20 protein-coding genes are annotated in these 19,796 nt (G+C 65.7%); all 20 read left to right on the forward strand.

Going from position 1 to position 19,796, the window contains the following annotated elements; translation table 11 throughout:
- Window positions 1-87 precede the first annotated feature (87 nt).
- A complete protein-coding gene (locus tag G579_RS18070) occupies window positions 88-669 on the forward strand; it encodes a hypothetical protein (protein WP_051180784.1) in 582 nt (193 codons plus the stop codon).
- A 226-nt stretch (window positions 670-895) separates the two neighbouring features.
- Window positions 896-1,252 carry a PRC-barrel domain-containing protein gene (locus G579_RS0103190; RefSeq protein WP_028989028.1) on the forward strand — a complete coding sequence of 119 codons (357 nt, stop codon included), beginning with the start codon at window positions 896-898 and terminating at the stop codon, window positions 1,250-1,252.
- Between the two features lie 328 nt (window positions 1,253-1,580).
- Window positions 1,581-2,489, forward strand: a complete 909-nt coding sequence (locus G579_RS0103205; RefSeq protein ID WP_028989029.1) for a hypothetical protein — start codon at window positions 1,581-1,583, stop codon at window positions 2,487-2,489.
- Window positions 2,490-2,501: 12 nt separating this feature from the next.
- The gene (locus G579_RS19575) at window positions 2,502-2,636 is read left to right on the forward strand and encodes a hypothetical protein (RefSeq protein WP_269137043.1); all 135 of its coding nucleotides are present in this window, start codon (window positions 2,502-2,504) and stop codon (window positions 2,634-2,636) included.
- A 233-nt stretch (window positions 2,637-2,869) separates the two neighbouring features.
- Window positions 2,870-3,733: an SDR family oxidoreductase gene (locus tag G579_RS0103215; protein ID WP_028989030.1), complete on the forward strand. Its 864-nt coding sequence runs from the start codon at window positions 2,870-2,872 to the stop codon at window positions 3,731-3,733.
- 32 nt (window positions 3,734-3,765) lie between these two features.
- Entirely contained in the window at window positions 3,766-4,302 is a 537-nt protein-coding gene (locus G579_RS0103220; protein WP_028989031.1) for a DUF4142 domain-containing protein, read from the forward strand.
- Between the two features lie 73 nt (window positions 4,303-4,375).
- The gene (locus G579_RS0103225) at window positions 4,376-4,669 is read left to right on the forward strand and encodes a hypothetical protein (RefSeq protein ID WP_028989032.1); all 294 of its coding nucleotides are present in this window, start codon (window positions 4,376-4,378) and stop codon (window positions 4,667-4,669) included.
- Window positions 4,670-4,700: 31 nt separating this feature from the next.
- Window positions 4,701-6,299, forward strand: coding sequence for a bifunctional metallophosphatase/5'-nucleotidase (locus tag G579_RS15580; protein WP_162142964.1), 1,599 nt, complete (start codon window positions 4,701-4,703; stop codon window positions 6,297-6,299).
- Window positions 6,300-6,351: 52 nt separating this feature from the next.
- Window positions 6,352-7,002, forward strand: coding sequence for a BON domain-containing protein (locus G579_RS18075; protein ID WP_051180786.1), 651 nt, complete (start codon window positions 6,352-6,354; stop codon window positions 7,000-7,002).
- 95 nt (window positions 7,003-7,097) lie between these two features.
- Window positions 7,098-7,328 (forward strand): ChaB family protein, encoded by a 231-nt coding sequence (locus G579_RS0103240; RefSeq protein ID WP_028989033.1) that lies wholly within the window; start codon window positions 7,098-7,100, stop codon window positions 7,326-7,328.
- Between the two features lie 276 nt (window positions 7,329-7,604).
- Complete coding sequence (locus G579_RS15590; RefSeq protein ID WP_081662555.1) at window positions 7,605-8,633, forward strand: UDP-glucuronic acid decarboxylase family protein; 1,029 nt, start codon at window positions 7,605-7,607, stop codon at window positions 8,631-8,633.
- 71 nt (window positions 8,634-8,704) lie between these two features.
- Window positions 8,705-9,823: an NAD-dependent epimerase/dehydratase family protein gene (locus G579_RS0103250; RefSeq protein ID WP_028989034.1), complete on the forward strand. Its 1,119-nt coding sequence runs from the start codon at window positions 8,705-8,707 to the stop codon at window positions 9,821-9,823.
- Entirely contained in the window at window positions 9,820-11,811 is a 1,992-nt protein-coding gene (locus tag G579_RS15595; protein ID WP_038017848.1) for an SDR family NAD(P)-dependent oxidoreductase, read from the forward strand. Before G579_RS0103250 ends, G579_RS15595 begins: the two co-directional genes overlap by 4 nt.
- Window positions 11,808-13,109, forward strand: coding sequence for a TIGR04295 family B12-binding domain-containing radical SAM protein (locus tag G579_RS0103260; RefSeq protein WP_028989035.1), 1,302 nt, complete (start codon window positions 11,808-11,810; stop codon window positions 13,107-13,109). The genes G579_RS15595 and G579_RS0103260 overlap by 4 nt, the downstream gene beginning before the upstream one ends.
- Entirely contained in the window at window positions 13,109-14,272 is a 1,164-nt protein-coding gene (locus tag G579_RS15600) for a glycosyltransferase family 4 protein (protein ID WP_038017850.1), read from the forward strand. Before G579_RS0103260 ends, G579_RS15600 begins: the two co-directional genes overlap by 1 nt.
- 33 nt (window positions 14,273-14,305) lie before the next feature.
- Window positions 14,306-15,424 carry a CgeB family protein gene (locus tag G579_RS0103270; protein ID WP_028989036.1) on the forward strand — a complete coding sequence of 373 codons (1,119 nt, stop codon included), beginning with the start codon at window positions 14,306-14,308 and terminating at the stop codon, window positions 15,422-15,424.
- Complete coding sequence (locus tag G579_RS0103275; RefSeq protein ID WP_028989037.1) at window positions 15,421-16,542, forward strand: CgeB family protein; 1,122 nt, start codon at window positions 15,421-15,423, stop codon at window positions 16,540-16,542. Before G579_RS0103270 ends, G579_RS0103275 begins: the two co-directional genes overlap by 4 nt.
- A 1,069-nt stretch (window positions 16,543-17,611) precedes the next feature.
- The gene (locus tag G579_RS18935; protein WP_155989722.1) at window positions 17,612-18,028 is read left to right on the forward strand and encodes a hypothetical protein; all 417 of its coding nucleotides are present in this window, start codon (window positions 17,612-17,614) and stop codon (window positions 18,026-18,028) included.
- Between the two features lie 115 nt (window positions 18,029-18,143).
- Window positions 18,144-18,710, forward strand: coding sequence for a peroxiredoxin (locus G579_RS18510; protein WP_081662556.1), 567 nt, complete (start codon window positions 18,144-18,146; stop codon window positions 18,708-18,710).
- Window positions 18,711-18,794: 84 nt separating this feature from the next.
- A complete protein-coding gene (locus tag G579_RS18940; protein ID WP_155989723.1) occupies window positions 18,795-19,646 on the forward strand; it encodes a hypothetical protein in 852 nt (283 codons plus the stop codon).
- Window positions 19,647-19,796 lie beyond the last annotated feature (150 nt).

A 19,796-nucleotide genomic window follows, 5' to 3' on the forward strand; every position in this document is an offset into this window, starting at 1 on the left:
TGCCTGCTGTCCGCCTGCCCGATCCGGTTGCGTCGCCACTGGGCAAATCTCGTGAAAGTAGACAAAACCGACACAGGGAGCGGCGATATGGAAACTTATCCGCATAAGGTGGCCGGCATCTACGCCGACAGGAGCAGCGCGATCGCAGCCTACGATTTCTTGCGGAAACACGGCGTGCCCGAGGAGCAGCTGCATCTGATCAGCCCCGAGGACGCCAGCAAGGCACAACCCGGCCAGGCTGCCGATGACGCGGCGGTGACCGCCAAGCCCGGCGAGGATCTGCATCAGAAGCTGGAGCCCGAGGGCGATGAGGTCGGCAAGCGCGTGCTGAAGGACCATATCTTGGGCGCCGGCGTCGGCGGTGTGGTCGGCGGCGTGGCCGGTGCGGCGGGCGTCGCCGCCATGGCGGCCGGCGGCGTGACCCTTTTTGCCGCCGCCCCGGTGATCGCCACGTTGGCCATGGCCGGCTGGGGCGCCATGGTGGGCGCCACCGTGGGTACCGGCGTCGGCATGGAGGCGGGCGAGTTCGAGACGATGATTACGGACGCCGCCAAGAACGGCCAGTATATTCTGGTCGTGCACGCCAGCGACGAGGCGGAGCTGGAAAACAGCAAGCAGCTGATCCAGCGCACGGTGGGACCGGACGAGGTGGTGGAGGTAAAGGAATAGCTGCCCCTCTCAGTTTGATTCGGATCGTTCTGATCGGACAGCGGCATGCTGTCCGATTTTTTTATGCCGGTTTTCCGTCGCGGCATGTGGACATGCGTTTGTTCCGGCCGGCGCGGCTAGGACCATGGTGGGACGATTTAAGACGGATCGGCGCGAACTTTTGCAGCGTCGGGCAATCCATAAAAATCATGTTTTCTGTCAAATTCCGCACCAAGGGGCAAATGCCATGGAAAGTACCACGAAACTGCTCTCCGCCGGCTCGCTCATGAAAGACGAAGTCGAGTCCCGGGATGGAGAGCATCTTGGCAAGATCACCGAGCTCATGATCGACATGGAGCGCGGCTGCATCGCGTACGCCGTGCTGTCCTTCGGCGGGCTGCTGGGCATCGGCGACAAGCTCTTCGCCGTGCCCTGGGAGGCCTTCCGGCTGCAAGGGCATACCTTGATCCTGAACGTGGACAAGGACACGCTGAAGCGGGCTCCCGGCTTCGACAAGGACTACTGGCCCGATATCAGTGATCCGGCCTGGGCGGCGCAGGTCCACAGGCACTACGGCGTCGGCTCGCGCGGGATGCGGCATTGACGCGCGCCCCTGCAGCCGCCAAGTGAGGCTTTATGCCATACGTGATCCTTTGGCTGGTGGGGCTGCCGCTGGCGCTGGTCGTGCTCTTCCTGCTTTTTTCCACCCTCTTTCCCCCTGCCTAGCGGCGCCGCGGTGGTCGCGGTGATCCGGCATCGGGGCGTGGTCTCGGGAGGTTTTGCAATAAAGCCATAAGCCATAAAGCAAGGAGGCCGTGATGCTTTACATCATCCTGTGGTTGCTCGGTGTCCCGGTGAGTCTCCTCATTCTGTTCTGGCTCTTCTCCGTCATCTTCTAACCTTGCTTTTCGTGCGCAATACGGAGGCATGTCATGAACCAACGTGTGGTGGCAGAAGAAGTGGTGGAAGAGGTGCGCAGGCCGGCGCCGATCAGTTGGGGCGCGGTATTCGCGGGCCTGGTCTTTACCCTGGCCATAGCCTGGTTGCTGCATCTGTTGGGTTCGGCGCTGGGCCTCAGCATCGTGGATATGACGGATGCTGAAGCCGTGGGCAAGGGATTGGCCTACGGCGCGGCTTTCTGGGTGCTGGTCAGTTGGGCCATCTCCTTTTTTCTGGGCGGCTTGCTTGCCGGCCGGCTGGCGGGCAAGGCCGACCGCGCCGTCGGCATCATGCACGGCATGACGCTCTGGGGCGTGACCACCCTGCTCACGGTGCTTCTCGGGGTGGCCGGCTTGACCAATCTGCTGCAGACCGCGGGCTCGGCCCTGCGCGGCGGCGCCAGCCTGGGCGCGGCGGCGGCCGGCGGGGCGCCGGGCCTGGGTGGGCCGGTGGGGAGCAATGTGGCCGTCGGCCTGCAGGCGGAGCTGAAGCAGAAGGTCAGCGAAGCCTTGGCGCAAGCGGCGCAGCGGGGCGGTCCCGGCGCCCAGGTCAGCCAGGCCGAAGCGCGGCGTGCCGTGGAGCAGTTGGACCGCCAGACTCTCGGGGAAATCGCCGGTGCGCTGGTCAGGGGGGACGCGGAGCAGGCCAAGCGCATCCTGGCTGCCAGCACGACCCTGTCCCGAGCCGAGGTGAATCAGATCGTCGACGGGCTGGGCACCGAGGCGCAGCGCTACCAGCGCGAGGCGAAGGACGCGGCGGACAAGGCGGCGGGCTATTCCTCGGCAGTGCTGTGGGCGGTGTTCGTCAGCAGTGCCATTGGCCTGGTGCTGGCCATCATCGGCGGCTGGATGGGCGCCAAGAGCGTAGCCCGGATCTATGGCTATCGGTTTTACGAATTCTAAAGGAGAACGGCCATGACCTACGGATTGCTGGGGCTGGTGCTTATTGTCCTGTTGATCGCAATTTTGCTGCAGAACGTCTACGTGGGCGGTTTGGGCGGCGTTGTGCTGGTGGTGCTGCTGATTCTCCTGCTGATGGGCCGGGTGTAAAGATCGAATTTGCGAATGCCGGATTGAGCGCATCTCCTGTACCGGCTGAAAAGCCGGTTTTTTGTGGGAAACTTTCAGAATCGTCATTGCGTGATGTTGAATTGCAAAATTTGCCCATTCGTCGGGTGCTGCATCATCAAAAGGTCCGATTCACCATGCAGGCGCAGCAGATATAGTTAAGCCCCTGTTGGGACGAACCAATTTGCAGTCGGTCGTGGCAAAAAGGAGGCCGTATGGCAGAGCAGCAGCATCCGGTGGGCCAGCCCCCGCAGCAGCAGGAGCCGCCTGGCCGGGAATCCGACATGACGCCACGGCCCCGTGCTGACGACAGCCGGTATCGGGGCAGCGGCAAGCTGGCGAACAAGGCGGCGCTGATCACCGGCGGCGACAGCGGGATCGGGCGGGCGGTGGCGATCGCTTTTGCCAAGGAAGGGGCCGACGTGGCCATCGTCTATCTCAGCGAACATGGCGATGCCGAGGAAAGCAAGCGCCTGGTCGAGCAGCAGGGCCGGCGCTGCATCACCATCGCCGGCGATGCCGGGGACGAGGGCTTCTGCCGGCAGGCGGTGCAGCAGACCCTGGACGCCTTCGGCCGCCTGGACGTGCTGGTCAACAACGCCGCCGAGCAGCATCCGCAAAAGCGCCTCGAGGACATCAGCGCCGAGCAGCTGGAAAAGACCTTCCGCACCAACATCTTTTCCTACTTCTTCATGACCAAGGCGGCGCTGCCGCACCTGAAGGCGGGCGCGGCCATCGTCAACACCACTTCGGTGACCGCCTACAAGGGCAGCCCGGAGCTGCTGGATTACTCGTCCACCAAGGGGGCCATCGTCGCCTTCACCCGCTCCCTGTCCCAGTCCCTGGCGGAACAGGGCATCCGCGTCAACGCGGTGGCGCCGGGTCCCATCTGGACGCCGCTGATTCCCTCAACTTTTCCGCCCGAGAAGGTGGAGAGCTTCGGCAAGAACGTGCCCCTCGGGCGCGCCGGGCAGCCGGAGGAGATCGCCCCCAGCTACGTATTCCTGGCTTCGGACGATGCTTCCTACATGACCGGCCAGGTGCTGCATCCCAACGGCGGCACGGTGGTCAACGGCTGAGCGTGAATCACTCCCTCGATGACAGGAGACACATGATGAATACACGCACGATATTGGGCAACAGCCTCATGGCCGGCATGGCTGCCGCCCTGCTGTTCTTTTCACCGGCCAGTCATGCCCAGGCCCAGGCCGACCGGGCCTTCATGGAAATGGCTGCCCAAGGCGGCATGGCGGAGGTGCAGATGGGACAGATGGCCACCAGGCAGGCCGCCGACCCGGATGTGAAGCAGTTCGGCCAGCGTATGGTGGATGACCACGGCAAGGCCAACGCGGAGCTGAAGCAGTTGGCTCAGAAAAAGGGCGTGACCCTGCCCGATGACACGGACAAGAAGCACAAGGACATCGCCGCCCGCTTGGCCAAGCTCAAGGGTGCCGAGTTCGACCGGGCCTACATGGCGGCCATGGTGAAGGATCACCAGGAGGACGTGACCCACTTCGAGAACAAGGCCAAGAACGCCAAGGACGCCGACGTCAAGGCGTGGGCCGGCAAGACCCTGCCGGTGCTGAAGGAGCACCTGCAGATGGCCGAAAGCCTGCATGCCCGTCTGGCCAAGTCGGGGTCCAAGTGAGTTCGGGCCGCAGCCGATGATTGCATGCCGCTCCGGGCCCCGGTCCGGGGCGGCGATCAAGCGGAGGTGCAACATGGCAAGCGAAAGCAAGATCACGACCAATCACGATGAGATCCGTCGCTGGGTGGAGCAGCGCGGCGGGCACCCGGCGCGGGTCAAGGGCACCGGCAAGGGAAGCGACGAAGGGCTCCTGCGCATCGACTTTCCCGGCTACAGCGGAGGCGATTCGCTGGAGGAGATCTCCTGGGAGGACTTCTTCGACAAGTTCGAGGAAAAGGAGCTCGCCTTTCTCTACCAGGACAAGACCGCTGGCGGCGAGGAAAGCCGCTTTTCCAAGCTGGTGAGCCGCAAGGAGCACAAGCACTGAGGGCCGGAGTGGCCGGCCAGCGAGGTAAATGATGAACAAGCAGGCAGCGTGGGCGGGTCTCTTTCTGATCTTGGCCGCTTTTGCCTGGATGGGCAGCGCGGCCGCCGCCGATGGGGCGCGCTCCGGCACCCTGACCATCCTGCACACCAACGACTTCCATGGGCGCTACATGCCCTTTGCCGTGGCCCCCGGCAACGCCACCGCCCAGACCGGTGATCCGGGCCGGGCGCCGCAGAGCTTCGCGCGGACGGGCAAGGTCAACGGATTCGCGCGCCTGGCCACCGCCATCGCGCAGATCCGCCGCGAGCGCGGTCCGACCAACGTGCTGCTCCTGCATGGCGGCGACACCTTCAGCGACGATCTCCTGGGCAACCTGACCCGGGGCGAGGCGATCATTCGCCTGATGAACGCGGTGGGTTATCAGTTCATGGCCCTGGGCAACCATGATTTCGACTACGGCGTCGAGCGCACCCGCGAGCTGCAGCGGCTCGCCCGCTTTCCCATGCGCGGCGCCAACGTCATCGACCAGGCCAGCGGCCGGCCCTTCCTGGGCAACCCGGCCGTGATCCTGACGGCGGGCGGGCTGCGCGTGGGCATCCTGGCGCTGGGCTACCACAACACCGACCAGACCGGCAGTCCGGACAACACCAAGGGGCTGCGCTTCACCAGCGGCATCGAGGCGGCCAAGCGCTACGTGCCCATGCTGCGGCGCCAGGCCGACATGGTGGTGGTCCTGTCCCATCAGGGCAGCAAGGTGGACCGCATCCTGGCCCGCGAGGTGCCGGACATCGATCTCATCGTCGGCGCCCATTCCCACGACGAGATCGCGCCGCCGGAACGCATCGGCAAGGTGCGCCTGGTGCAGGCCCTGTCCGACGCGGCGGTGCTCGGCGAGGTGACGATCCGGGTGGCCGACGGCCAGATCGCCGAGGTGCGCGGCGTGGCCCACACCCTGTGGGACGACCGGTATCCGGCCGACCCTGGGGTCAGCCGCCTGATCGAGCGCCTGCGCGCGCCCCATCGCGCCCAGCTGGAGGCGGTGATCGCCACCGCCGCCGAGCGCATCGGCCGGCGCTACAAATCGGAGAGCCCCTTCGACACCCTGGCCGGCGAGATCCTGCGCCGCCATGCCAAGGCCGAGGTGGCCTTCCTGCCGGGCGTGGGCTACGGCGTGTCCCTGTCGCCGGGCCCCATCCGGCGCGAGGACCTCTACACCCTGCTGCCGCATCCGTCCAAGGTGGTCAGCATGCGGCTCACCGGGGCGCAGATCCTGGCGATCCTGGAGCAGAGCGCGACCAACCAGAAGCCGGAGAATCCCCTCGACGCGGTCGGCGGCCTGGTGCAGACGGCCGGCCTGCGCTGGACCGTTGACCTGACCCGGCCTATCGGCCAGCGCATCCGCGACGTGGCCGTGGGCGACGCGCCCCTCGACCCCGACCGCAGCTACCGGGTGGTGACCCACAGCGGCATGCTGCAGGGCATCCACCGCTACGGCACCTTTGCCGAGGGCCGCGACATCGAGCGGACAGAGGACAAGGTGACGGACGTGGTGGAGGCGGGGCTGCGAGCCATGGGGACCGTGCGTGCTCCGGCTTTGGGCGCGGTCACCCTGATCAAAGACGAAACTTGACGGTCCAAAAGATTGTGAACAGTCAAAGACCGGAACCTTGAGGAGGTTTGCCATGGAACGCAATCGATTCGGCAAGCATGACATGCGGCGCCGGCACCCGCTGGACGGCCAGAATCAGGTGGATCACTCGCCGGAAGGCGTGTCCGGCCGCGACGCCGGGCCGGGCCGCCATCGCCATCACGCGGAACGCTCGGCGCGGCCTTGGGCCGATGCCGAAGAAGGACAGAGCCATGCGCGCGGCGGCCGCGAGGTGTTCCACCCGGAAGCGGATTACGACGAGGACAACCTGGCCTTCATCCCCAATTCCTACGGCGGGCGCTACGAGCGCCGCGACATGATGCAGCACCGCATGGATGCCCAGAGCGGCGACTATGGCAGCCACCGTTCCTGGCACGCTTGGGAACGCAATCCGTCGGGCATCGCGGAGCGGCAGGATGAGCGTCCGCGCGGCGGGCAGCGGGGCAAGGGGCCCAAGGGTTATCAACCCTCCGACGAACGCCTGAAGGAGCGGTTGCAAGAAGCGTTCTATGATGATGATGAACTGGATGCCAGCGAAATCGAGATCCTGGTCCAGGGCGGCGAGGTGACGCTGCAGGGCGCGGTGGCCGAGCGGGAGGACCGTCAGCGGGCGGAGTGGCTGGTCGAGCGCGTGGCGGGCCACCGGGTGCACGTCAACAACAATCTCCGTGTCCAGGGCCACTAGAAGTGCGCCGTGGTCCACGGCAGTCGGCAGGACCTTGGGGTGGGAACGTGGGAGCATCGCGTTGTAATCGGGAATCTGCAAGTGTGGAGGTTGAGATGGCTTCCAGAAAGATGTCCGAGCCGCCGGACCCCAAGGGCAGCCTGCCCAGGCATGTACTGGAGATCTACCTGGCGGCGTTCAACCGCGCCTGGAATGCGTGCGCCGGCGATGATGACCGCAGAGGGCATCTCTCGCGCGCGGAAATCGCCCATAAAGCGGCTTGGATGGCGGTCAGGCAGCAGTATGAGCAGCCGGGCGGGAACGCCCGCAGCGGCGCGGAGGACTGATCCAGCCGTCCTGCGCCGCGCCGGCCGGGCGGCCAAGCGATGATCGCCGGCCGACAGTCCGCGGTTATTCTGCAATGCTGGAATCACTCGTCCGGCGTGCCGCCAGGCACGCGCGGACTCCATGAGCCTGGAGCCAGGCGGGTCACTCCGAGCAGGGAGGATCAAACACACCGGTAACGCAAGTCGAGCAGGCCTTACCCAACTCTTAATAAATCTGAAACGCACCCGCACGCGTTGCGCGCGTTGCCGGTACGGCGAAATAAGATGGAGGAGGCTATGAAGAACTTACAAAGAAAGCGCATTCTGGTCACCGGTGGCGCGGGTTTCCTGGGCTCTCACCTATGCGAGCGGCTGCTGAACGAAGGCCACGATGTCCTGTGCGTGGATAATTTCTTCACCGGCGCCAAGGAAAACATCATCCCGCTGCTGGACAACCCGCACTTCGAGGTGCTCCGCCACGACGTGACCTTCCCCCTCTACGTGGAGGTGGACGAGATCTACAACCTGGCCTGCCCGGCCTCGCCGGTCCACTATCAGTTCGATCCGGTGCAGACCACCAAGACCAGCGTGCTCGGGGCCATCAACATGCTGGGCCTGGCCAAGCGCACCAGGGCCAAGATCTTCCAGGCCTCCACCAGCGAGGTCTACGGCGACCCGCAGGTGCACCCGCAGCCGGAGGAGTACCGCGGTCACGTCAATCCCAACGGCCTGCGCGCCTGCTACGACGAGGGCAAGCGCTGCGCCGAGACCCTCTTTTTCGATTACCGCCGCCAGCATGGCCTGCGCATCAAGGTGGCGCGCATCTTCAACACCTACGGCCCGAAGATGCTGCCCAACGACGGGCGGGTGATCTCCAACTTCATTGTCCAGGCCCTCCGGGGCGAGCCCATCACCGTCTACGGCGACGGCCTGCAGACGCGCTCCTTCTGCTACGTGGACGATCTGATCGAGGGCTTTCTCCGCTTGATGAACAGCCCCGACGATCTGCCCGGGCCGATCAATCTGGGCAATCCCGGCGAGTTCACCATCCTGGAGCTGGCCCAGAAGGTGCTGTCCATGACCGGCTCTAAATCCAAGATCGTGTTCAAGCCGCTGCCCAAGGATGATCCCCTGCAGCGGCGCCCGGACATCTCCCTGGCCCGGGAGCAGTTGCGCTGGGAGCCCAAGATCAAGCTGGAAGAGGGGCTGATCAAGACCATCGCTTATTTCGACAAGCTGCTCAAGGCGGGCAGAACCGCCAAGTCTTTTGCCAAGCCAGTGATCCATCCCGCCGCCGAGGCGCAGTCGCTGCGCCTGAATTTTTGAAGCGCCGGCCGCCTGCTGAGCCGGCATTGGAGATGCGTGGAGCAACGTGAACAGACTTCCGGAGAATGGGCATGAGTAAACTTGTGTTGATTACGGGCGGGGCGGGCTTCATCGGCTCCCATCTCGCAGACGAACTGCTGGCCCACGGCTACCGGGTGCGCGCCCTGGACAACCTGGCGCCGCAGGTGCACGGGCCCGACGCCAAGCGGCCCGATTACCTGCATCCCGACGTGGAGCTGATGGTCGGCGACGTGCGCGACCCGGCCGCGGTGCGGCGCGCCCTGCTGGGCGTCGACGCGGTCTACCACTTCGCGGCGGTGGTCGGCGTGGGGCAGAGCATGTACGAGATCGCCCGCTACACCGACGTGAACAACATGGGCACGGCGGTGCTCCTGGAAACCCTGATCCAGCAGCCGGTGGAGCGCCTGATCGTGGCCTCCAGCATGAGCATTTACGGCGAGGGGCTCTATCGCGGGCCGGACGGCAGCATCTCCGCCGGCGTCGAACGCAGCCTGGCGCAGCTGAAGGCCGGCGACTGGGAGGTGCGCAACGCCGACGGCGAGGTCCTGAGGCCGGTGCCCACGCCGGAGGACAAGGCCCCGGCGCTGCCTTCCGTCTATGCCCTGTCCAAGTACGACCAGGAGCGCATGTGCCTGATGATCGGCCGCGCCTACGGCATCTCCAGCGTGGCGCTGCGTTTCTTCAACATCTTCGGCACGCGCCAGGCCCTGTCGAATCCCTACACCGGCGTGCTGGCCATCTTCGCCTCGCGCTTCCTGAACGGCAATCCGCCCCTGATCAACGAGGACGGCTACCAGCAGCGCGATTTCGTCAGCGTCTACGACGTGGCCCGCGCCTGCCGCCTGGCCCTGGAGGTGCCGGAGGCGGCGGACCAGGTCTTCAACATCGCCAGCGGCAACCAGTACACCATCCGCGAGGTGGCCGAGCGCATGGCCGTGGCCCTGGGCAAGCCGCAGATCCGGCCGGAGATCACCGGCAAGTACCGGGTCGGCGACATCCGCCACTGCGTGGCCGACATCGGCCATGCCCGCCGGGTGCTCGGCTACGAGCCGCGGGTGAGCCTGGAGGAGGGGCTGGTCGAGCTGGCCGAGTGGCTGGAAGGCCAGAGCGCCGTGGACCGCGTGGCCGAGGCGCGCGCCGAACTGGCCATGCGGGGACTGGCCCTATGACACAGCCGATCGTAGGCCTGGTGGAGTGGTTCCGGCCCGGCGAGCATGAGCGCGTGGAGCGCGTGCTCGCCGACTTGCGCAGCCTGGGCGTGAAGGATCTGCGCGTCGGCGTGTCCTGGGCGGACTGGTTCTCGGCGGACGGCGAGGCCTGGTACCGCTGGCTGTTGCCGCGCTTGGCGCAGGAGGTGAGGATCCTGCCCTGCTTTCTCGACGCCCTGCCTTTCCTGAACGCGGTCACCCGCCTGACGCGCCCGCCCCACGAGCCCGAGGCCTATGCCGACTGGATCGAGCTCTTCATCGCCCGCCACGGCCAGACCTTCGAGTGGCTGGAGCTGTGGATCGATCCCTTCCTGCGGCAGCCGGACGCGGCGCTGGATGCCGGCGAGCAGGTGTGCTTCAGCGAGATGCTGAGCGACGCCGCCCGCCGGGCCCGCAAGCAGGGCAAGAAGATCGTCCTGGGCGGCCTCAGCCCGCGCTACCCCAAGTGGCTGCAGGTGCTGGCCGGCCATGGCCTGCTGGCGCACGTGGATGCGCTGGGCCTGCACGCCTTTCCGGGCACCTACGATTTCCAGTGGGAGGGCTGGCCCGATGCCGTCGACCGGCTGCGCGGCATGCTGGCCGGGCCGGGCGCGCAGCCGGAGATCTGGATCAGCGAAACGGGCTACGCCACCGTGCGCCATGACGAGCGCCAGCAGCTGCGCGAATTCCTTGCCGCCCTGGACGCCCCGGTGACGCGGGTCTACTGGTACGGCCTGGAGGACCGGCCCGTGCCGGCCGAGGCGGGCGATTATCAGGACGAGCGCGCGGCCCATTTCGGCCTGCGCCAGGCCGACGGCGCCCCCAAGCTGCTGTTCCGCCTGTGGGCGACGGGCGGCCTGGACGGCGTGCGCGAGGCGGCCTGGATGACCCGGCAGTGGCGGGCGAGCCGCGAGCGCGTGGCGCTCATCACCGGCGGCGCCGGCTTCATCGGCACCAATCTGGCCCATCGGCTGCTCGGCATGGGGCGGCCGGTGCTGATCCTGGACAACCTGGCCCGCCCCGGCGTGGAGCGCAACCTGCAGTGGCTGCGCGACACCCACGGCGAGCGTGCCCGCTTCCAACTGGCCGACATGCGCGATGCCGGCGCCGTGCGCGAGGCGGTGGCGCGGGCGGAGCAGGTCTACCACCTGGCGGCGCAGGTCGCCGTCACCACCAGCCTGGTCAACCCCCTGCACGATTTCCAGGTCAACGCCCTGGGCACCATCAATCTGCTGGAGGCGGTGCGCGCCCAGGACGCGCCGCCGCCGGTGCTCATCACGTCCACCAACAAGGTCTACGGCGCCCTGGAGCAGGTGGGCCTGCGCCTGCACGGCAAGCGCTACGAGCCCGAGCAGGACCTGCTGCGCGGCCGCGGCATCGGCGAGGAGGCGCCGCTGGACTTCCACAGCCCCTACGGCTGCTCCAAGGGCGCGGCGGACCAGTACGTGCTCGACTACGCCCGTTCCTTCGGGCTGGCCACCGCCGTGTTCCGCATGAGCTGCATCTACGGCCCGCACCAGTTCGGCACCGAGGACCAGGGCTGGGTGGCCCACTTCCTGATCCGCGCCATCGAGGATCAGCCCATCACCCTCTACGGCGACGGCATGCAGGTGCGCGACGTGCTCTTCGTGGAGGACCTGGTGGACGCCCTGCTGCTGGCCATGGAGCGCATGGACGCCCTGTCCGGCCAGGCCTTCAACATGGGCGGCGGGCCGGCCAACAGCGTGAGCCTGCTGGAGCTCATCGAGCTCATTGCCGAGCTGCACGGCGGCACGCCCGACTACCGCTTCGGCCCCTGGCGCGTGGGCGACCAGCGCTACTACGTGTCCGACACCCGCAAGTTCCAGGCCGCCACCGGCTGGCAGCCGCGCGTGGACGTGCGCACCGGCGTGCGGCGGCTCTACGAGTGGCTGCTGGCCAGCCGCGGGCTGGCGCCCCGGCGCCCGAAAACAGCGGAGGCAATGCGATGAAATACGCTCTGGTCAACCCCCACTGGCGCTTCGACGGCTCCATCTACTTCGGCTGTCCCGAGCCGCACCTGCCCCTGGAATACGGCTACGCCCGCCAGTTGCTGGAGGCGGAAGGGCACGAGGTGCTGCTGGTGGACGGCCACCTGGAGCAGCTGAGCCGCGAGGCCATCCGCGACCGGGTGGCGGACTTCGCGCCCGACTTCACCGTCGTCACCACCGCGCCCAGCTATCTCTTCTGGCGCTGCGCCCAGCCCGAGCTGCGCGTGCCCCAGGAAACGGTGCGCGATCTGCGCGCGGTCGGCGGCACCCTGATCGGCGTCGGCCCGCACGGCTCCAGCACGCCGGGCATCGTCCTGCAAAAGCTCGGCGTGGACGTGCTGGTCATGGGCGAGTGCGAGGACGTCCTGCCGCAACTGGCCGAGCGCGACACCTGGCCCTTCCTGCAATCCATCTGCTACTGGCAGGACGGCCGGCCGCGCGTGCAGGGCGGCCCGCACGCCACCGACATGAGCCTGCTGCCGGCCCTGCGCTGGCCGGATGCGCTGGTGCGCCGCCACGGCCACCACCACCATCGCTTCGACGGCGCGCCCCAGGGCCCGGGCGCCGAGATGGAGGCCTCGCGCGGCTGTCCCTATCACTGCAGCTTCTGCGCCAAGGACAACTTCCGCGACCAGTACCGCCGCCGGCCGCTGGCGGTGGTGCTGGAGGAGCTGGACGGCCTCATCGCCCAGGGCGTCGAGTACATCTACTTCATCGACGAGATCTTCCTGCCCAACCGGGAGCTTCTGGAGGCGCTGGCGGCACGGCCGGTGAAGTTCGGCGTGCAGACCCGCATTGATCTCTGGAAGCCCGACATGATCGACCTCCTGGGCCGGGCCGGCTGCGTGTCCATCGAGGCGGGCGTGGAGAGCATCAGCGAGGAGGGGCGGCAACTGCTCGACAAGAACTGCCGGCTGTCCACCCCCGAGCTGGCCGAGCGCCTGATCCACGCCAAGCGGCTGGTGCCCTTCGTCCAGGCCACCCTGATGGAGTCCAAGGTGGACGACATGGAGGCCGTGGAGGCCTGGCGCGCCCACCTGCAGGCGCACGGCGTCTGGGCCAACAAGCCGGTGCCGCTCTTCGCCTATCCCGGCTCGCCCGACTACCGCAAGCGCTGGGGCGCGCCCGACGACCAGGCCTGGGAGCGGGCCCACGCCGACTATCTGGCCCAGTTCAGCGAATTCAGCGACATCCAGACGGAGCAGCCTCTGCCCCTGTCCCTGCTGGAGCTGTGCGAGGCCGAGCGCCGGGCGCCCTGATGCCGTCCGCCGCCCGCCCCCGGCGCATCCTGATGACCGCCGACACCGTCGGCGGGGTCTGGGTCTATGCCCTGGAGCTGGCGCGCGCCCTGGCGCCCCACGGCGTGGAAGTGGCGCTCGCCACCATGGGCGCGCCCCTGCGTCCGGCGCAATGGGCGGCGGCGCGCCGCCTGCCCAATCTCACGGTGCACGAGAGTGATTTCCGCCTCGAATGGATGGAGGCGCCCTGGGCGGACGTGGCGCGCGCCGGCACCTGGCTCATGGAGCTCGAAGAACGGATTCGCCCCGACCTGGTGCACCTGAACGGCTACGCCCACGGCGCCCTGCCCTGGCACGCGCCCACCCTGGTGGTGGGCCACTCCTGCGTGCTGTCCTGGTGGCGGGCGGTGCGCGGCGAGGACGCCCCGCCGGCCTGGCAGCGCTACCGCGAGGCGGTGGCGCGCGGCCTGCGGGCGGCGGACCGGGTGGCGGCGCCCACCCGCGCCATGCTGGCGGCCCTGGAATGGCACTACGGCCCGCTGCCCGCCGCCCGCGTGCTGCCCAACGGCCGGGCGGCGGCCGAGTTCGCGCCGCAGCCCAAGGCAAGCTACATCTTCGCCGCCGGCCGCCTCTGGGACGAGGCCAAGAACATCGGCGCCCTGGCCCGCGTCGCGCCGCAACTGCCCTGGCCCGTGTGGGTGGCCGGCGACACCCGCCACCCGGACGGCGGCGAGTGCGAGACCGGCGCCGTGCGCGCCCTGGGCCGCCTCGATCAGGCGGCGCTCGCCGGCTGGCTCGGCCGCGCCGCCATCTATGCCCTGCCGGCCCGCTACGAGCCCTTCGGGCTGTCGGTGCTGGAGGCGGGTCTGGCCGGCTGCGCCCTGGTGCTGGGCGACATTCCCAGCCTGCGCGAGCTGTGGGACGGCGCCGCCTGCTTCGTGGACCCCCAGGACCCGGACGCCCTGGGCGCGGCGCTGACGGCGCTATGCCGCGACGAAGGGCGGCGGGCCCGCTTGGCCGCCGCGGCCCGCGCCCGCGCCCTGGGCTTCGGCCGCGAGCGCATGGCGGCGGCCTACCTGGACGCCTACGGCGAGCTGCTGAGCGAGCGCGCCGCGCTGCTGGGCGCCATGGAACGACTCCCGGCCGCCGGCCTGAGCGGCTGCGCGCCGGGGCCCATGCATTGAACGACAAAACCTAGAGCAAAGGGAGGCCAGCGCTTGCGTATCGTCCTGTTCTACCATTCCCTGGTGTCCGACTGGAACCACGGCAATGCCCACTTCCTGCGCGGCGTGGCGAGCGAGCTCCTGCGCCGCGGCCACGAGGTGCACGTCTACGAGCCCGCCGACGGCTGGAGCCGCGCCAACCTGCTGGCCGAACACGGCGAGAGCGCGCTGGACGGCTTCCACGCCGCCTATCCGGGGCTGCGCAGCCGGCTCTACGACGAGCGCAGCCTCGATCTCGACGCGGCCCTGGACGGCGCCGGCCTGGTGCTGGTGCACGAGTGGAACACGCATGAACTGGTGCGGCGCATCGGCGCGCACCGCGCCCGCACGGGCGGCTACCGCCTGCTCTTCCACGACACCCACCACCGCGCCGCGACCGACCCCGCCGCCATGGCCGCCTACGACTTGCGCCATTACGACGGCGTGCTGGCCTTCGGCGGCGTGATCCGCGACCTCTATCTGGCCCAGGGCTGGGCGGCGCGCGCCTGGACCTGGCACGAGGCCGCCGACGTGCGGGTGTTCCGGCCGCTCGACGGCGAGGAGAAGGCGGGCGATCTCGTCTGGATCGGCAACTGGGGCGACGAGGAGCGCACGGCCGAGCTGCACGAATTCCTGCTGGGGCCGGTCAAGGCCCTGGGCCTCGATGCGCGCATCCACGGCGTACGCTATCCGGCGCACGCGCTCGCCGCGCTGCGCGAGGCCGGCATCGACTACGGCGGCTGGCTGCCCAACCACGCCGCGCCGGCCGCCTTCGCCCGCTACCGCGTCACCGTGCACGTGCCGCGCCGGCCCTACGCGCGGGCGCTGCCAGGCATTCCCACCATCCGCCCCTTCGAGGCCCTGGCCTGCGGCATCCCGCTGGTCTCCGCCCCCTGGGAGGACGCCGAAGGCCTCTTCACCCCCGGCGCGGACTACCTCGTGGCCCGCAATGGCGCCGAGATGCAGGCCCACCTGCGCATGCTGCTGGCCGATGCCGACGCCGCCCGCGCCCTGGCCGAGCGCGGCCGCCAGACCATCCTGGCGCGCCACACCTGCGCCCACCGGGTGGACGAGCTGCTGGACATCCACGCCGAGCTGGAGGGCCTGCCGGCGCGGCAGGCGGCGCTGGCATGAGCGCCGGCCTGCGCATCGCCTTCTTCGGCTCCAGCCTCGTCTCCGCCTACTGGAACGGCGCGGCCACCTACTACCGCGGCATCATCCGCGCCCTGCACGAGCGCGGCCACCGCGTCACCTTCTACGAGCCCGACGCCTACGGCCGCCAGCAGCACCGCGACATCCCCGACCCCGGCTGGGCGCGGGTGGTGGTCTATCCCGGCGAGGGCGAGGACGGCGTGCGCCGGGCCCTGGCGGACGCGCGCGGCGCGGACCTCGTCGTCAAGGCCAGCGGCGTCGGCGTCTTCGACGCGCTGCTGGAGGCCGCCGTGCTGGACATGCAGGGACCGGCCACCCTGGTCGCCTTCTGGGACGTGGACGCGCCCGCCACCCTCGACCGCGTGCAGCACGATCCCGCCGACCCCTTCCGCGCCCTCATCCCGCGCTACGACCTCATCCTCACCTACGGCGGCGGCGACCCGGTGGTCAACGCCTACACCGCCCTCGACGCGCGCCAGTGCGTGCCCGTCTACAACGCCCTCGACCCGGCCACCCACCACCCGGTGCCGCCGGACCCGCGCTTCGACGGCGACCTCGCCTTCCTCGGCAACCGCCTGCCCGACCGCGAGGCGCGGGTGGAGGAGTTCTTCCTCAAGGCCGCCGCCGCGCTGCCGGACAAGCGCTTTCTCCTGGGCGGCAACGGCTGGGGCGACAAGCCCCTGCCGCCCAACGTCCGCTATCTCGGCCACGTCTACACCGCCGACCACAACGCCCTCAACTGCACCCCGCGCGCCGTGCTCAACATCAGCCGCGAAAGCATGGCCCGCTACGGCTTCTCGCCGGCCACCCGCGTCTTCGAAGCCGCCGGCGCCGGCGCGTGCCTCATCACCGACCACTGGGAAGGCATCGAATGCTTCCTGGAGCCCGACCGCGAGATCCTCGTGGCCCGCGACGGCGACGCAGTCGCCGAACACCTCCGCGCCCTCACCTCCGAGCGCGCCCGCGCCATCGGCCAAGCCGCCCTGCGCCGCGTCCTCGCCGAACACACCTACGCCCACCGGGCGGCACAGGTGGAGGCGCTGCTGATGGGGAAGCGGGAGGGCAAGAGGGCGGGGGTGCTGGGGCGCAGGCTGGGCTGAGCCGGCGCCTGATCGAGGGGAGCAGGCAGAGCGGGCGGCGCGCGCCTGAGCTTGCCCCCGTTGGATTTCGCAATCTCAGCCCAATCTTGTCTCAACAGCCTTCCTGCCTCGCCCAGCCACCAAGCTTGCCGGCCGCCTCGCGCACAGCAGGTGGTCCAGCCAGGACAGCGACTGCTTCAGCACCGCGCGAAAAGCCGCGCCGCCCAGCCTCGCCTTGACTTGCACTCGCCATCCCGCCGCCCCTCGTTCCAGAGGCGGCGCTTGCCATGAAACAGGATACAGCCCCCACAATCCAGCCCGACACGCCTGCTCCGTGCATGGGCTATAATGCCTGCATGGATGGGGTCCTTGGCTTGATCCAGCCGCTTTGGTTTGGGATGGCCGGTTGGCGTGACGGCAACTTTGGTGGTCTGATCCGCTTTTTCATTAGGGTGTGTAACAAAGGCGATCTGGCGATATGTGCCGGTGGGGTTAATGCGTATGGGTGTTACACGCTATGTTGGTGTAAAATAATGCACCTGTTAGGGTGGCTAATAGAAAGTTAGGGCTACTATGGAACTCCTCGGAAACCACAAGGTGACATTCGATTTACTTCGTTCAATAGCGATCGAATGTCATGCGCTTGATGTGGCTGCGTATCACTTATTTGTTGACAGTACGCATTTGGAGGGAGTCGAAAAAACCAAAGAAATTTACGAGGAGCTTATGACGTCTCTGCTTCTCAATCTTGCCATTTCACTGCGCACGAAGTTCTATCAGGGTCTCGACCACCGCACCACAATCCCATTTGTTTCCTACTGCGGGTTTCTTTTCAAGTACGCAAATAACCAAGAAGAAACCGTTAATTTCTCTATCAAGGATGTTTGCGACAAGATTGTTCACGCCGATTCAGTTTCAAGGTATATGGAACCGGAGATACGACATCCAACGACATCTTTTCGCAAGATCTTCGCAGCAACTCCACGTGGGAATTATCAATGTCAGTCAATCTGTTTACCGAGGCTGTGCTGAACTGGATACACCACACAGAGACAAACCCACCATCCATTTCGTGTTCGGAGATTGCACAATGAAATACACCCCAGTTCTATTGCTCGGCTTGCTGCTAACCGCATGTGCTACGAGTTTCGATACTTTTGACCGCGCCTTACCAAAACTGAAGGGCCAAAATATCAAAGTCGCAATTAATTATCTTGGCATTCCAGACCAGGAGTACGTGGTCGCAGGGAAAAAAGTGTATGTTTGGAGTACCACCGGAACCAACCCATTTCCGACCGCCGTTACGACCACGACCGACGGCACAGCGGGGAATAAACCATTCAAGGCTACATCAACAACTTACGCTTACGATCCCACCCCTCTTGGTTGCAAAGTCAAAATAGCCACTGACAACGAAATCGTAACCAACATTGAGTACGACGGAAATAATGGTCCTTGCTTCAAATATTCCGAGCGATTGAAGCCTCTTCTGGATGGGGCTAGCTAGCCGTGGTGGCAATCAGCCCTAACAATCGCTTCGAGAGGGACGCTCCGCCAGCAAGCTTCGCTTGCTGCCTCCGCGCCCCTCAAGCGAAACGTTAGGCTGAACACAAAGGAAACAAATGAACACACGGAATCTACTTGTTCTGCCAGATGATTTGCCGGTCCCTGAAGATGATGGTGCATGCGCCCATCTGGAAGGGATGAATATGCCTACCATCGCTCTGGCAAGTACTTCAGGCGCCAAGATAAACCTTGGGCTTGAGGATGGAATATCCGTCGTTTATTTTTACCCCATGACCGGGAGGCCGGATGCACCTCCGATGGTTGGTTGGAACGAGATCCCTGGCGCAAGAGGGTGTACGCCACAATCCTGTTCGTTTCGTGACCATCATTCTGACCTTCTCAATATAGGGGCCAAGGTATACGGCGTCAGCTCGCAATCATCGGAAGACCAGAAAGAAGCTGTTCAGCGCCTCCATTTGCCTTTTGAGTTATTGAGCGACAGCAGCTTTGAGTTGGCAACCGCATTGAGGCTGCCTACGTTCAAATACAACTCCTTACGCCTCATCAAAAGGCTCACCCTCATTATTAAAAACGGTTCGATACGCAAAGTGTTCTATCCAGTTTTTCCGCCAAACGAAAATGCCGCCAATGTCATCGCTTGGCTTCAGAAAAACGATGCCTAACACTGCATTCCACCCGACCCACTACAGAGGGCTTAGCCCGCTTCCGTGGTCGGGTGAATTTGAACGTTAGGGCTTAAGGACATAATGGCAACGTGGTTCGAACAAAACGCAGTTGATCTGATCGGCCATGCTTTGACGGTTGTTGGAATCGTTGCTGCCGCCGTAACTGTAGTCTGGCAGCTTGGTCGCCAACATAAGAGTTCACTCATGCTCCAGCGAGATAACGCCAGAGAAGAACTGAAGCTTCGGTTGCATGAAATTCTTACCAAAAAGGTAAGAAAGTTATCGAACGCAAATGTCCACGCGGCCATGTACGCGTACATGATTCCGTTCAACGTCGAGAATTATCAAAGGCAAATTGCACAGGGGTTGCAACCGGCCCCTATTAAGGAGCGTGCGCCGGAATTTTCACGGCTACATACAGAAGCAAACAATGCGCTTATTGAACTCATCCAGGAATTTGAGGCTTGGTCCATAGCTTTTCCTGGTATTGAGGTCTTTCAGGTAGCATTGAACGCCGCGAATCATGATGCTCGGGAAGCGTTTGTCCCATTGTTTACCGCACTCCTTCGGGTGCTGCCCATGGACCCGCCGGAAAACGCGCCACCGAACATGCCGAGACCTCTAGTGCCCGGTCCGATATCCAAGGATGAGTATGAACAGTTAAAAATATTGGTGGGGAGGTACAAGGAAGCGATGGATGACATCGGCAGTTATGTTCATGATCTTACTATTGAGTCGCAAAACAAGCTGTTATCAGGTCTTTTCGAGCGTCGCGTACCTCTGAGGCAACCAATCGATCCGAAACTAAAAGTAATTACCACCCACCCGGAAAAGGCTGAGCAATTGTTGCGCTATTTTGAGAATGAGACACCCTGGGGGAAATCTAAACGTGACACGGAAGCTAGCGTCAAGGCAAAGCTTGGGGAGCCCTAACAATCGCTTCGAGAGGGACTCGCTACGTCGGCGCTTCGTGCGAAATGCATGAAATGGGGTCAGGTCTCACATTTTACATCTTTCTGTTGTACCTACTGGACCGATCTCTACAGAAAGTGGGGACCCGGCTGGCCGCGGTGTAGGAATGTT

This window comes from Thermithiobacillus tepidarius DSM 3134, from assembly GCF_000423825.1.
Classification (GTDB): Bacteria; Pseudomonadota; Gammaproteobacteria; order Acidithiobacillales; family Thermithiobacillaceae; genus Thermithiobacillus; species Thermithiobacillus tepidarius.

Bases quoted from the DNA above. Each gene is read 5' to 3' on its own strand.
- G579_RS15595 (WP_038017848.1), top strand. From the start codon at position 9,820: ATGACACAGCCGATCGTAGGCCTGGTGGAGTGGTTCCGGCCCGGCGAG.
- G579_RS18510 (WP_081662556.1), top strand. From the start codon at position 18,144: ATGAACACACGGAATCTACTTGTTCTGCCAGATGATTTGCCGGTCCCT.
- G579_RS18935 (WP_155989722.1), top strand. From the start codon at position 17,612: ATGAAATACACCCCAGTTCTATTGCTCGGCTTGCTGCTAACCGCATGT.
- G579_RS0103215 (WP_028989030.1), top strand. From the start codon at position 2,870: ATGGCAGAGCAGCAGCATCCGGTGGGCCAGCCCCCGCAGCAGCAGGAG.
- G579_RS18070 (WP_051180784.1), top strand. From the start codon at position 88: ATGGAAACTTATCCGCATAAGGTGGCCGGCATCTACGCCGACAGGAGC.
- G579_RS15590 (WP_081662555.1), top strand. From the start codon at position 7,605: ATGAAGAACTTACAAAGAAAGCGCATTCTGGTCACCGGTGGCGCGGGT.
- G579_RS0103225 (WP_028989032.1), top strand. From the start codon at position 4,376: ATGGCAAGCGAAAGCAAGATCACGACCAATCACGATGAGATCCGTCGC.
- G579_RS0103205 (WP_028989029.1), top strand. From the start codon at position 1,581: ATGAACCAACGTGTGGTGGCAGAAGAAGTGGTGGAAGAGGTGCGCAGG.
- G579_RS0103275 (WP_028989037.1), top strand. From the start codon at position 15,421: ATGAGCGCCGGCCTGCGCATCGCCTTCTTCGGCTCCAGCCTCGTCTCC.
- G579_RS18075 (WP_051180786.1), top strand. From the start codon at position 6,352: ATGGAACGCAATCGATTCGGCAAGCATGACATGCGGCGCCGGCACCCG.
- G579_RS15580 (WP_162142964.1), top strand. From the start codon at position 4,701: ATGAACAAGCAGGCAGCGTGGGCGGGTCTCTTTCTGATCTTGGCCGCT.
- G579_RS15600 (WP_038017850.1), top strand. From the start codon at position 13,109: ATGCCGTCCGCCGCCCGCCCCCGGCGCATCCTGATGACCGCCGACACC.
- G579_RS18940 (WP_155989723.1), top strand. From the start codon at position 18,795: ATGGCAACGTGGTTCGAACAAAACGCAGTTGATCTGATCGGCCATGCT.
- G579_RS0103260 (WP_028989035.1), top strand. From the start codon at position 11,808: ATGAAATACGCTCTGGTCAACCCCCACTGGCGCTTCGACGGCTCCATC.
- G579_RS0103250 (WP_028989034.1), top strand. From the start codon at position 8,705: ATGAGTAAACTTGTGTTGATTACGGGCGGGGCGGGCTTCATCGGCTCC.
- G579_RS0103190 (WP_028989028.1), top strand. From the start codon at position 896: ATGGAAAGTACCACGAAACTGCTCTCCGCCGGCTCGCTCATGAAAGAC.
- G579_RS19575 (WP_269137043.1), top strand. From the start codon at position 2,502: ATGACCTACGGATTGCTGGGGCTGGTGCTTATTGTCCTGTTGATCGCA.
- G579_RS0103220 (WP_028989031.1), top strand. From the start codon at position 3,766: ATGATGAATACACGCACGATATTGGGCAACAGCCTCATGGCCGGCATG.
- G579_RS0103240 (WP_028989033.1), top strand. From the start codon at position 7,098: ATGGCTTCCAGAAAGATGTCCGAGCCGCCGGACCCCAAGGGCAGCCTG.